This window comes from Streptococcus sp. DD10 (assembly GCF_001578805.1).
In the GTDB taxonomy this organism is placed as follows: domain Bacteria; phylum Bacillota; class Bacilli; order Lactobacillales; family Streptococcaceae; genus Streptococcus.
On the sequence record NZ_KQ969157.1, the window covers coordinates 376,303 to 388,664 of the forward strand.

The 12,362-nt window shown below is 37.7% G+C and carries 11 protein-coding genes and 2 pseudogenes; all 13 read right to left on the reverse strand.

Annotation, left to right across the window (positions count from 1 at the left end):
* Positions 1-669 precede the first annotated feature (669 nt).
* Complete coding sequence (locus STRDD10_RS01635) at positions 670-1,374, reverse strand: MIP/aquaporin family protein (RefSeq protein ID WP_067192589.1); 705 nt, start codon at positions 1,372-1,374, stop codon at positions 670-672.
* 6 nt (positions 1,375-1,380) lie between these two features.
* Positions 1,381-2,064, reverse strand: a pseudogene (locus STRDD10_RS01640) (glycerol-3-phosphate dehydrogenase C-terminal domain-containing protein); the annotation flags it as partial.
* Between the two features lie 82 nt (positions 2,065-2,146).
* Entirely contained in the window at positions 2,147-2,599 is a 453-nt protein-coding gene (locus tag STRDD10_RS01645; RefSeq protein WP_002904809.1) for a hypothetical protein, read from the reverse strand.
* A gap of 4 nt (positions 2,600-2,603) precedes the next feature.
* Positions 2,604-2,813, reverse strand: a complete 210-nt coding sequence (locus tag STRDD10_RS01650) for a helix-turn-helix domain-containing protein (RefSeq protein ID WP_032908247.1) — start codon at positions 2,811-2,813, stop codon at positions 2,604-2,606.
* 4 nt (positions 2,814-2,817) lie between these two features.
* On the reverse strand, positions 2,818-3,339 hold the full coding sequence (locus tag STRDD10_RS01655; RefSeq protein ID WP_002906198.1) for a DUF2975 domain-containing protein: 522 nt from the start codon (positions 3,337-3,339) through the stop codon (positions 2,818-2,820).
* Positions 3,340-3,961: 622 nt separating this feature from the next.
* The gene (rlmD, locus tag STRDD10_RS01660; protein ID WP_067192591.1) at positions 3,962-5,317 is read right to left on the reverse strand and encodes a 23S rRNA (uracil(1939)-C(5))-methyltransferase RlmD; all 1,356 of its coding nucleotides are present in this window, start codon (positions 5,315-5,317) and stop codon (positions 3,962-3,964) included.
* Between the two features lie 243 nt (positions 5,318-5,560).
* Positions 5,561-6,912: pseudogene (locus tag STRDD10_RS01665) on the reverse strand (LCP family protein).
* Position 6,913: 1 nt separating this feature from the next.
* Positions 6,914-7,756, reverse strand: coding sequence for a prephenate dehydratase (gene pheA, locus STRDD10_RS01670; protein ID WP_067192592.1), 843 nt, complete (start codon positions 7,754-7,756; stop codon positions 6,914-6,916).
* Positions 7,753-8,229, reverse strand: a complete 477-nt coding sequence (locus tag STRDD10_RS01675; RefSeq protein ID WP_067192594.1) for a shikimate kinase — start codon at positions 8,227-8,229, stop codon at positions 7,753-7,755. The genes pheA and STRDD10_RS01675 overlap by 4 nt, the downstream gene beginning before the upstream one ends.
* Positions 8,222-9,505 carry a 3-phosphoshikimate 1-carboxyvinyltransferase gene (aroA, locus tag STRDD10_RS01680; RefSeq protein WP_067192595.1) on the reverse strand — a complete coding sequence of 428 codons (1,284 nt, stop codon included), beginning with the start codon at positions 9,503-9,505 and terminating at the stop codon, positions 8,222-8,224. Before aroA ends, STRDD10_RS01675 begins: the two co-directional genes overlap by 8 nt.
* Positions 9,506-9,642: 137 nt before the next feature.
* Positions 9,643-10,527 carry a class B sortase gene (srtB, locus tag STRDD10_RS01685; protein ID WP_082782009.1) on the reverse strand — a complete coding sequence of 295 codons (885 nt, stop codon included), beginning with the start codon at positions 10,525-10,527 and terminating at the stop codon, positions 9,643-9,645.
* Between the two features lie 51 nt (positions 10,528-10,578).
* On the reverse strand, positions 10,579-11,565 hold the full coding sequence (srtB, locus tag STRDD10_RS01690) for a class B sortase (RefSeq protein ID WP_197458295.1): 987 nt from the start codon (positions 11,563-11,565) through the stop codon (positions 10,579-10,581).
* 18 nt (positions 11,566-11,583) lie between these two features.
* Positions 11,584-12,362: DUF7601 domain-containing protein (locus STRDD10_RS01695; protein WP_231853348.1), on the reverse strand; the 779-nt coding region annotated here is incomplete at its 5' end.

A 12,362-nucleotide genomic window follows, 5' to 3' on the forward strand; every position in this document is an offset into this window, starting at 1 on the left:
GAATAATAAAACGATCACTTACTTGAATCATCCCGAATAAACTAGCCAATAATAAACAAATATAAGAGACTATAAAAATGACACTTATTTTAATCAAGGTACGATAGTTCGTATAGCGATTTATCGTCGAAAATACATTGGTGATAAGAGCCAAAAAAAGATAGAATTAAAGTGATACGTGCTGCACCAATCACCATACCAGTATGTGTTGTAGCGAAAATTTCGAGACAAGATGCTAATAGATGTAGTTTTTTTAAACTTTTCATCATTTGGATCTTATCAAATTCCACGTAGTTTCTTTAGGAACCCCATCCTATCAGAAAATTGTATAATATATATTAACATTAATTCTATTGTATCACTCCATCAGAAAAAATCAAGAAAACTAGTTGCGCCACCATTTTTATGAAAAATGGTACTGATGTGAGTTTGTTACGATATCGATTATTATATCAAGATTTTATATTTATTGAAAAAAAGAAGAACAAAATATAGACAATTCGTGTTAATATGTAGAAAAGTGGAGGAAGAATTTTGTCTAATCATTTTTCTTCTCTTGTAATCAAGAACTATTTCTGGAATAATCTGAGGATATTGTTACAGTGCTAACTGGTTTGAAGAAAAATATGAGGTTGAACACTTTGCCCAACCTATTTCTGATAATTTTATCTAAAATAGTCCAAAGACAAGTACAGCCAAAATTGCACCAAGGATTGGACCAATAACTGGTATCCAAGCGTATCCCCAATCTCCATCTCCCTTATTCGGGATTGGAAGAAGACTGTGCAGGATACGGGGTCCTAAATCACGAGCAGGGTTAAGAGCATAACCTGTGGTTCCCCCAAGAGATAAGCCAATACCAACAATCAGAGTCCCCACTACAAAAGTACCTAGACCAGCTTGCATATTGTATAGACCTATAGAGAGTATTGTAAGCATCAGAACGAAAGTACCCACAATCTCACTTATCAAATTTGCAATAGTATCTTTTATAGCAGGCCCTGTACTAAAAGTACCTAAAATGTTAGCAGGATTTTCCTCCGCTAGGTAATGAGGTTTAAACTGTAGCCATACCAGAAACTGACCTACCCAGGCACCTACGAACTGAGCTATTACATAGGGTAAAAGAGAGGACCAGTCTAAGTCACCACGGAGTGCAAATCCTAAAGATACCGCTGGATTCAAATGGGCAGGTCCCAAGTTTCCAGATACAAAGGCTGCAACTGCAACTGCAATTCCCCAGCCAAGGGTTATGACAATCCAGCCAGCATTGCGGCTTTTGGTTTTTGGCAAAACAACACCCGCAACTACGCCATTCCCCAAGAGAATTAGGAGAGCTGTTCCCAAAAATTCACCAAACAATTCTTTCATCATAAGCAATTATCCTTTTAATTCTTTCAAATCGTTGTTGCTAAGAGCAACATCCAACTCAGCACGGTAGTTGGCCTTTTCTGCTTCTGACCAGTCATAGTAACGTCCCATCTCATCTAGAACAGGCTCGATAATAGCATCCAAACTATCTCGCATAAAGAGCATGTGATTGGTGCGACGAAGTAAGAAATCAACTGGACTCAGTGCCAACTCGTTTCTCATTGCATAATGAAGAGACAATGTATCTGCTAAACTAAGTCCTGGTGCCTGCTCAATACTGTGGGAAAGAGCAAAGACTTTTGCTGCATTTGAACCATAGAGATTTGCTAGATAAAGTGCTTCTTTGCTATCCAAACCACGCGAAACACCTAGTTGGGCAAAAGCTTCAAGTTCACTTTCAACATTAGCAGGATTGAGCTCCCCACCAGAAACTGGATAAGTCTTAGAGTTAATTAGTTTAAAGCTACGATCAAATTCATCTTTGAGAATATCTAGAACACGTTCCATGGCACCTTCAGCCATCTTACGATAATCTGTAATCTTTCCACCAGCTAGGGTTAATAGGCCATTATCATCACGGTCTAGACTAGAACCACGAGACACGGCAGATGGGTCCAAATGTTTTTCAGAAGTTGAGCTTTCCAGTTTGGTAACTGCTGACTCGACATCCTCGCGAGATTTTTGTTTATCCAAAACCCTGTCGATAAGATAAAGTCCCGATAAATTAATCTTTACGGGACTTCATAAGAAATGAGATCAAATAATTAAACTGCTACTAACTATTATTTCCCCTCAGAACCAATAAAATCTTACCTGTATAATCTGAGGAAATCTTCAATGAATTAATCGACTCAACTTTTATCTGTTTTATTGCAAAATATGTTTTACCATGATAACGAATATTAAAATCATGATAAGAACCTTTTTCTACAGATTTAAAAGGGTTATTATTAAAACTAAAGTCTGTTTTCCTAATTGTTTCAATGTTTTCTTTTGTGCTCATCACATAAACATATCCAGAAAAATTACTACTTATAGCCAACTCATCCCCAATCTTTTGCTCAGATACTTGAGTTATTCCTAGATCCTCAATATCTTCTTTGGGGGTCTCTTGATTGATTTCTGATTTAATATCTTGCACGGTATCGTTAGCGCCGAAATCACATGATACAAGTATGAATGAAGCGATTAGACAAATCATACCTATAAATATACTTTGTTTTCTCATTATCTTAACTCCTTTTGTATTCAAATATATCACCAGGTTGGCAATCAAGCTCTCTGCAAATATTTAATAATGTAGCAAATCGTACCCCCTTAGCTTTTCCCGTTTTTAATATTGATAAATTCGCTTCTGTAATATTGATTCTATTTGCCAATTCTTTAGAAGTGATATTCCTAGATTTAATTATTTTATCTAAATTTATCTTAATTTCTTCCATCTCATCAAATAATCTCCTCATTTTCTTTCTGTATATAATATCCTTTTTTAAACACTATAATTAAAAAATAATTTAATGCCAAAAATAAAATATTAATCAAGTAATTTTTTATTGAAAAATCAAACAAGCTACTTACATTATCTATATTCAAAATATTAATAACTAGATTAATTAATAACTGTAAAATTGTTGAACTAATTAAAAATAGAAAGGATTGTTTTAGATATTTTAAATTTTTAATTTTAAAATACTTATCGTTGCTAAACTCTAACAATAACCTACTCCATATCCCTAATAATTTTATAAATATAAAGCATATAACTATTGCCATTATAAGAATTAATAAGGGATAAATAATTGGTGCTTCAATTATGAAATCCCCATAGTCAAATATAAAATTCCCCTGACTATTCTGCCCTCCAAAGAAAATTCCCGCTACTCCTACTAACAATAGAAAAATAAGCAGAAAAATTAGGTACCGTGCAAAAGATAGAATAACTCCAATTTTCGTTAAAAGTTTATCCATATGTATACCTCCTTCTAATTATCGTATTAGAATAATTCTCTTTTCAAGATTATTCTAATACAATAATTATTCTTTGTCAATAGTTTTGCCAATTAATCTCAATTACTTAACACATATGAAGCTCACAATCACCTTAAAAAAAGTGATACTACTAAAATAAAAAATACCTCTTAATACTAAATCCGTTTTAAAGAGGTAAATTATTATATTTCTAAAAACTAACATTTGCTAATACTTGATTTACTGAAAAAGTTGATTAAACACAGTGTGCTATAATACACTAAAGTAATGATACTTTCAAGCTCGTCTCGTAAGAAAACTCACCTATCTCTCAAGAGTTAACAATACTCTTTCAATTGTCAGGTATTTATAATTTACACCCTAATGTACACTATCTTCCAGTAATCGATTATACAGCTCACAGGATTCTTTTAAATCATTATTTGATTATAAAATACTATTTATTCCTATCATCAGTCTATAGTAATAAATTTTTCCCAAAAAGTATCGTCGTAAAATTATTCTTACTATTCGAATATAAGTGGCTTTTTTAATACATCCCTACTAATACCAAAAAGCCACTGTTTCCAGTGGCCTCATAAAGCCTTTCGCTAAAAGGTTTCTAAGCTTTCACCAGCAAAGCTACACACTCGACGTGGTGGGTTTGCGGAAATAAATCCACCGGCTGCACTTTCTTGAGCTCATAGCCCAAGTCTTGGTAGAGTTTGATATCACGCGCCATGGTGGCGACGTTACAGGAAATATATGCGATGCGATCAGCGCCTGTTTGGGCACTTTCTTTGATAAAGCTTTCTGTCAAGCCTTTTCTAGGTGGATCCACTAAAATAACACTTGGTTGAATACCTTCCTTGAGCCAATTTTTCATAGCTCTTTCTGCCGTATCACAAACGTAATGGGCATTGGTAATGCCGTTTAAAGTAGCATTTTTCTGACTATTCTCCACTGCTTCTGGTATGACTTCTACACCATAGACTTCTTTTACATGCTGGGCGACAGAGAGGCCAATGGTTCCAATCCCTGAATAAGCATCAATGACGACATCCTCTGCCACTAATTTGGCAAAACCAATGGCTGTTTGATAAAGTTTCTCTGCCATCTCGGTATTGACTTGATAAAAGGCTGGCCCAGAGATTTGGTAGTTATTACCTAGCATCTGATCGGTAATGTAGGGTTGACCGTATAGTATTCGCCATTCTCTTCCAAAGATGGCATTGGTATTCTGGTCATTGACATTTTGCATGACGGAAACAATTTCAGGAAAGTCCTTGACTATCTGTTCGATCAACTGATCTACACGGAAAATTTTAGGGCGAGTTGTAACCATGATGACCATGATTTCCCCTGAATGATGGCCGCGACGAACAACTAGATTCCGAATCAAGCCCGACTGCTCTTTTTCATCATAAGGTTTCAAGTCATAACGACGGAGCAAGTCCCGCAGAGCAAGGACAACTTGGTCAATGACAGGATCTTGGATAAAAAAGTCTTCCAGTGGCATGAGGTCATGAGAATTTTTACGGAAAAATCCTGTTTCTAAAACCCCGTTAACCCGACGGACAGGCACTTGGGCTTTATTTCTGTATTTGACTGGCACTTCCATCCCTAGTGTTTCTGCCACTTCTACATCCGAAATTCCTGCAATCTTATAAAGGCTATCCTTGACCTGCTTGGTCTTAAACTTGAGCTGCTCTGGATAAGCTAGATGTCCCAAGTCCGCAATACCAGAACGGAGATAAGCTAGATCAAGATCCTCCTCGCGATATGGCGATTTCACAAAAAATTCTTCCACTTTCCCAAAACCAATTTTTTTATTGACCTTCAAGACTCGCATGAGGATTTTTTCACTTGGAAGGGCATTTTCTACGAAGAAAACTAAACCATCCACCTTAGCTACACCTTGTCCCTCGTGGGTCAAATCAACAATCTCAACTTCTACAATCTCATTTTTCTTTAACATGCTGTTCACTTTCTTTAACCTACTTTATACCAAATTCTGCTTTAATAAAGGTGAGAAACAAAACAAAAGGAAGTGGGAAAACTGTTATTATGTTAAAGGATCCCTACCCTTCTCAAAATTGAATCGAACAACTTTGTAGCTAGAAACCAAACATAAAGTCCCATCAACTACTGTGTTATGTAGTGATTACTTCAACTCACCAAAGGCTGGACATTTTTGCCCAGCCTCTTCAATTATATCATATTATCGCAGACCTAATTCAGATAGTTTCCGTCTATATTTTTGAAAATCGATGAAAAGACCTTGACCACCGTACATATCATAATCATCAACCCAATCCCCACTCTCAGGAACAGTGACTCGTTCAACTCCATTTTGCCCACTCGTAACGACATTAACACCTTGAGACAAGAGGAAAGAGTAAGGAATATTAGTGGATGTCATCGCAAACACCTTCCCCAAGGCTTCCGCACCAGTAAAAAGTTTAGTTGGATTTTTCACTTGTGAAACAACAGCTGATATGACCTCTTGTTGCCTTCTTGCACGACCAAAATCCCCCTCATCATCCTTACGAAAACGAGCATAATTTAAAAGAGTCCGTCCATCCATGCGCTGTTTTCCTACTTTAATCGTCTGATTTGGAACTACCCCATCTTTCATATTTAAATCATCTGGTACTTCAACCTGGCTGACAGTATTTCCGTCCACCGTTGAGAATTGAGCATCCATTTCGACTCCTTCTGGAAAGAGAGTATCAATGGCAGTTGCAAAAGTTGAAAAATCAACCAATGCATAATATTTGATATCAATATCAAAACTATCTTTCAATACTTGTCGAACTAATTCTGCACCTTGATGATTATTTTGCTCACCAATTGCATAAGCAACATTCAGTTTTTGGTCATAATACGTGTTGTACCCATCTTCTTGACTCACACCGTCAATATGAACTAAGATATCTCTCATAAAACTAACAAGTTTGACTTTATTATCTTTATTCCCAATATTTAAAACCATGATAGAGTCGGTTCGAGTTTCACCCGAAGTCTGGCCAACACGACCATCTGTTCCCATAATGAGAATATTAATCCCATCCTTACTATCCTGACCATTGAATGTTTCTGCTTGAGCAGCCTGTGGATTTATTTTGCTACCAGCTTGAAGCCCACGCACAAACATAAAAATCATTCCTGCCAGTAATGCCAGTAAAAAAATAGCTATCCATTTAAGGAGACGTTTAACCCTCCATTTTTTTCTGGTTTTTAGAGGCTTGGCACTATCTGTTTGAGAAGAAGATTCAACTGGAGCTTTTTTAAGTTTCTGTTTCTTCTTTTTTCTTTTTTAGGCTCACCGTAGCGAGGTAGGGTGTCACCAGCATGACCTTTACTAGCGCGTGAATAAGACTGATTAGAGCCCTTGTTTTCTCTATCCATTTCACTCACTTGATTACTCTGGTGATAGGGAACTTGTTCATCCATTTTTTGCTGTAGATACAGCAATTCTTCTTTTTCCCTTTCATTTAAATAATGAAAATTTTTATATAGATAATCATATCGAAGTTGTTCGTGATGACTCAATTTGGTTTTATCTGACATCTCACCCCTCCTCGTTTTCAGAAATTAAGTAGACATCATAATCTCCTAGTACCTTATACTTAATGCCCAAACTATCCAGTTCTTGATAAGCAAAACTCAACAATCCAGGGTGACTATTGGCAATATCAACAATGAAAAAATACTCTCCTAAAGCTGTCTTAAGAGGACGACTTTCAATCTTCGTTAAATTGATTCCCCGCCATGCAAATGTTGATAATGCCTTATAAAGAGCCCCAGGTAGATTATCTGGTAGAGTCAAGGCTAAACTTGCTTTAGCTTCGACTTTTTTTAAGGGAAGTTCTACTTGCTTTTTTCCTAAAATCCAAAAACGAGTATAATTATCTTCCATTTCTTGGATATCTTTTGCAATAACTTCTAGACCATATTCAAGAGCGGATGAGTGTGGTGCAATTGCTGCATAGTTCTTATCTGGATGCTCTGCGACAAAACGAGCAGCATAAGCCGTCGAAGCTGTCATCTCAATTTTGACAGAGGGATAATATTGATTAATAAATTTTTTCCCTTGAGCAATTGCCTGGGGATGTGAGAAAACCTTCTTAATAGGCTTTTTTCTATCAGTTGCTAGCAACTGTTGTTTAATTGACTGTACAACTTCTACTACTGCATGAATATCAGCTTGATGGAAAAGATAGTCTAAAGTTTCATGTACACTACCTTCGATAGAATTTTCTACTGGAACAACCGAAAAATCGACCAACCCCTGTTCAAAAGCTTTGATGACCTCAGTAATGTTTTCATAAGATTGCAACTTCGCACTAGGAAAAGCTTGCTGGGCAACTTGGTGAGAAAAAGAACCTCTTGGTCCTAAAAAGCCAATTTTCATCTGATTTCCTCCACTATCTGCTCTGGGGTTTTGTTTGAGACGTCTATTATTTGACTAGCAACTTCTTTATACCATTCTTGTCTCTCTTCAAAAATTTTCTTTAATCCTTGACGGCTATTATTTAAAAAGAGAGGGCGGAGGTTTTTTTTATCTGATAATATACGATCATAAAGGGTATCAAAATCAGCACATAGATAGATGACTTCCTTATGTTCTTGTAACAGTTTGCGATTGACCGCACTTGTTACGACACCACCTCCAGTTGAAAGAACATGCCCTCTATTTAGTAAATCAGTCAAGGTCTCTGTTTCAATAGCCCGAAAAGCTTTTTCTCCTTGTTTTGAAAAGAAGTCAGTGATAGTCTCCCCTATTTTATGTTCTATATAAGTATCCATATCTAGAAACTGCGGATCTAAACGTTCAGCAATAGTAGACTTACCAGATCCCATAAAACCAACTAGAACCTTAGCCATTGATAAGCTCCTCAAGGTCACTAAAGAAAGAAGGATAGCTGGTATTGATAGCTTCAGCACGGTCTAGCTCAACCTCACCATTTTCTGCAAGCAAAGCTGCAATGGCTGTCATCATGCCGATACGGTGATCGCCAAGGGTATTGACACAGGCGCCGTGTAGGGTAGTCCTCCCCTTAATAATCATGCCGTCTACTGTAGGTGTAATATTCGCTCCCATGCTGTTTAAGGCATCTGCGACCACCTGGATACGATCCGTTTCCTTAACTTTGAGCTCTTCCGCATCACGGATAAAGGTTTCACCATTTGCTTGGGTTGCAAGCAAAGCAATAATCGGTAACTCATCAATCAAGCGTGGAATAATGTCCCCTGCAATCTCGGTTCCATGCAAATCTGACGTTTCCACCGTAATGGTCGCAGATTTAGCCACCTCATCCACATCCGACAAAGAAATCTTGCCTCCCATGGTTTGAATGACATCAATAATACCCGTACGTGTTTCATTGATACCTACATTTTCAAGTACAATCTTCGAGTCTGGCACAATCAAACCTGCTACCAACCAAAAGGCTGCACTGGAAATATCCCCCGGTACCACCACTTCTTGAGCTGTTAATTCCTGGCCACCTTGAACACGAATTTCTTTTCCGTTGATATCCAAGTGGCCACCGAACTGGACAATCATGTCCTCAGTGTGATTGCGGGTTAATTCTTTCTCAACGATAACTGACTCTCCCTCTGCTTGCAAAGCCGCAAAGATAAGGGCAGACTTAACCTGAGCAGAAGCAACTGGTAGCTGGTAATGAATCGATTTCAGCGCTTTGTTTCCATGGATATGAAGAGGAGGTAGATCACGCTCAGTCTGCCCAGAAATTTCTACACCCATCTGCGAGAGAGGTTGGGTCACTCGGTCCATGGGACGCTTGGAAAGCGAGTCGTCCCCAAACATCTCCGCCTCAAAATCCTGCCCAGCTAGAACACCAGATATCAAGCGAATTGAAGTTCCAGAATTTCCCATATCAAGGGCCTTTCGTGGAGCCTGCAAGCCATCAAAACCTACACCGTGAACCTTGATAACGTCTCCGTCGTCCTCAATTCTAACTCCCAAATCACGAAAAACTTGCATTGTCGAAAGCACATCCTCACCACGCAAGATATCTCGGACTGTTGTCACTCCTTTAGCCAAAGAACCAAAAATAATCGAACGGTGACTAATTGATTTATCTCCGGGAACTCGTATCCGTCCCTTCAAGCTCTTTATGTTTGTTTGCAATTTCATAGATTTACCTCATACAAGTATAGTGAGAACTAGATTCATCCCTCCCTAGCTATTCAGCTAATAACGAATACATGAAAACAAGTTCCTGCCTTTTATTTTACCACAATTTAAAATAAAAGGCTTTTATTTTCTGAATATTACATTTTTTTATTCTCAAGTATTCTTCTTTCTTTTTCCTGTTTTTTTCTAAGTAGAATAAAAAGAAACATCGTTAATGACATTACCAGAAAAAGGAGGATACATACCAAAAAATAAAGTAAATGTCTTGGAATATAAATAGAACGAATGAAAGGGAACTCCGCCTTATCAATGATACTCACTCTCGTATCCGATTCCTTTTGCACCTTATCTGTAATTTTAGCCAATAAAATATGACGCCCATTGGTCACATCGACAAAGCAGGTGCTAAGTAGTACTATCTTGTCATTAGCTGAAACCGCCACATCTCGCTTGAATTTAGCTTTTGACAACAGATACTGGTAGTAGACTTGGTCTTCAACCTCATTTTCTCCAACTGTGTGGTAAATTTTGGTATCATAGGCATCCACCTCTAAGATACCAAAAATCTCTAGCCCTCGCTCTTTCCCATCGTAATAAATACTGCCATACTTATGATTGTCAAAGAAATCCTGGTCTGTGAACTTTTTAATCTCCCCAAACATGACACCAGACGGTACATGGTGTCCATAGATAATAGTATTAAAGTCGGTAAAGTCAGGATTGCAACGGTAATCCATAAAGATAGAACCCGTCACCACATAGTCTCCTACAGCATTATGATCTAAATATTTTATATTATCCTGCGACTGCACTATCGGATAATCTATTTGTGTATCATATATACTTATCCAACCACGTACCTCAGGATTCATACTCTGCAACTTGGAAAAACCATCTATATTTTCTCGATCTGTTGTAGGATTATAAATTTCATATTCACTGGCATTTACTACTATTGGACTTGGGTAGATGTACAGTGTCAGAAAGAATCCTCCTAGTATTATTTTCAGTATTGTTCTCATAAAACCTTCTTATGATATAGGAAAAAGAGCAAGGTTAGCTTACTCTTTTAGTTATTTTCCGTCTTGTTCTTCATCATTTCGATGATATAGGATAAGAATAATGACTACTATCAAGAATATCAAAAGTAGAAATAAAGCTACTAAAATGATGTACCACACCCATAAAGGAATAGCAGATAAGTAATGCCCAAACGATGAATCATCAAATACACTATACGGAAAAGGTTTGGACTTCTTATTGTGGAAGGTATTTTTCGGAACCTCATCTGTAATCTTTGCCACCACGATATGACGACCGTTTGTCACATCCAAAAAGCAGGTAGATAAAAGCACAATCTGATCATGCGGTCCCAGTGGAATATCGCGCTTATGGCGAGCTACCTTGAGTAAATTATCCAAATAAGCCTGTCGATTATCATCGCCTTGTACCCCTGGATTGTAGATGTTAAAGTCATAGGCATCCACTTCCAACATTTCAACTATTTCCAGACCGTGTTCCTTGCCGTTGTAGAAAATGCTTCCATAGCGGTGTTGGTCAAAGAAGTCTTGTTTGGCAAACTTAGCCACATCCCCAAACATGACTCCATTTTCCACATGATGACCGTAGATGATGGTATTAAAGTCATCAAAGTTAGGACTGTTTCTAGCCTCAAGGAAAATAGCACCAGTCGCCGCAAACTCTCCCTTGGAGTCACGATTGAGGTATTTTTCATTATCCTTGGCTTGCACCAGCGGATAGTCGATATTGGTGCCATAGACGTTAATCCAGCCCAAAACTTCTGGGTTTATCTTTTGTAACTTTTCAAATCCTGTAAAACTAGCCAGCTCATCTTTACCAGGTTTTGCAACTGGTTTATAAGTCTCGTATTCACTTGATGATGCAAGAGAATAGACCTGATTGGCATCCCAAAGGGCATAAAAACCAAACAAGAAAACCAAGGCGGCCAAGAATAGCAGGAGATTATTGACCAATCCATCTATCAGTTGCAGGGCAGTCTGTCCTAGACTTTTCTTTTTTCTATCCTCTTGTTTCATCAGCACTTAACCTATATTAGATTAGCCTTGACGGCGACGACGAGCAACCACAACAAAACCAGCAACACCAAGACCAATCATCAAGATAAAAGGTAGGTTATCAATCAAGAGACCAGTTGGGGTGACGTCTGCAAAAGTGTTTGTTACATTATTTTCATTTGTCTTCTCACCAATTAGAACATTTTGAACAGAAAAATCTGAGTTTGATGTGCCATTTACCGTTCGAGCTACACCATTCTCTTTGTAAACTGCTGTTGCAGTATACCCTGGAGTACCTGTTTCAGTTACTGAATATCGAGAGCCTGCTGGCAAATTATCAATACTAAACTTCTCACCATGCTTCAACTTGAAAGTTTTGGTAATAGTTTGTTTAGCAGTATCCACATTTAGTGTTTCTGTTGCATCTCCGATATGTGCCGTAACAGTTGTTACAGGTTCCTTAGATGTTTTGTTTGTTTCAGGGAGTGTAATCGTCAAGTTAAAATCAAACGCTTTAGTTTTGTCAGCAGTGCCACCACTTACTTCTTTACCAATAGTCAAAGCTTTAGCATTGGTATCAACTGTATCTCCTCCAGTACCTGGAACGGTTTTACCAGCCTCTTTTGTGTAGGTATTTTCAAACAAATCATATTTGAAGCCTTCTGAACCAGTTGTAGTTGATGGTTCTTTCTTAACTGAATCCGTCGTAGAACTACTGTCCTTAAAGTAAACTGATGAAATGAAGGTTCCCTCACCCTTTTTATTTTTTACGATAACGTGCATATCATATGTTTTTGCATCATACTTAACAGCATCTACAC

What these genes read in the sequence shown, in the direction of transcription:
- STRDD10_RS01635 (WP_067192589.1), bottom strand. Translation starts at nt 1,374, where the DNA reads ATGATGAAAGAATTGTTTGGTGAATTTTTGGGAACAGCTCTCCTAATT.
- STRDD10_RS01645 (WP_002904809.1), bottom strand. Translation starts at nt 2,599, where the DNA reads ATGAGAAAACAAAGTATATTTATAGGTATGATTTGTCTAATCGCTTCA.
- STRDD10_RS01650 (WP_032908247.1), bottom strand. Translation starts at nt 2,813, where the DNA reads ATGGAAGAAATTAAGATAAATTTAGATAAAATAATTAAATCTAGGAAT.
- STRDD10_RS01655 (WP_002906198.1), bottom strand. Translation starts at nt 3,339, where the DNA reads ATGGATAAACTTTTAACGAAAATTGGAGTTATTCTATCTTTTGCACGG.
- rlmD (WP_067192591.1), bottom strand. Translation starts at nt 5,317, where the DNA reads ATGTTAAAGAAAAATGAGATTGTAGAAGTTGAGATTGTTGATTTGACC.
- pheA (WP_067192592.1), bottom strand. Translation starts at nt 7,756, where the DNA reads ATGAAAATTGGCTTTTTAGGACCAAGAGGTTCTTTTTCTCACCAAGTT.
- STRDD10_RS01675 (WP_067192594.1), bottom strand. Translation starts at nt 8,229, where the DNA reads ATGGCTAAGGTTCTAGTTGGTTTTATGGGATCTGGTAAGTCTACTATT.
- aroA (WP_067192595.1), bottom strand. Translation starts at nt 9,505, where the DNA reads ATGAAATTGCAAACAAACATAAAGAGCTTGAAGGGACGGATACGAGTT.
- srtB (WP_082782009.1), bottom strand. Translation starts at nt 10,527, where the DNA reads ATGAGAACAATACTGAAAATAATACTAGGAGGATTCTTTCTGACACTG.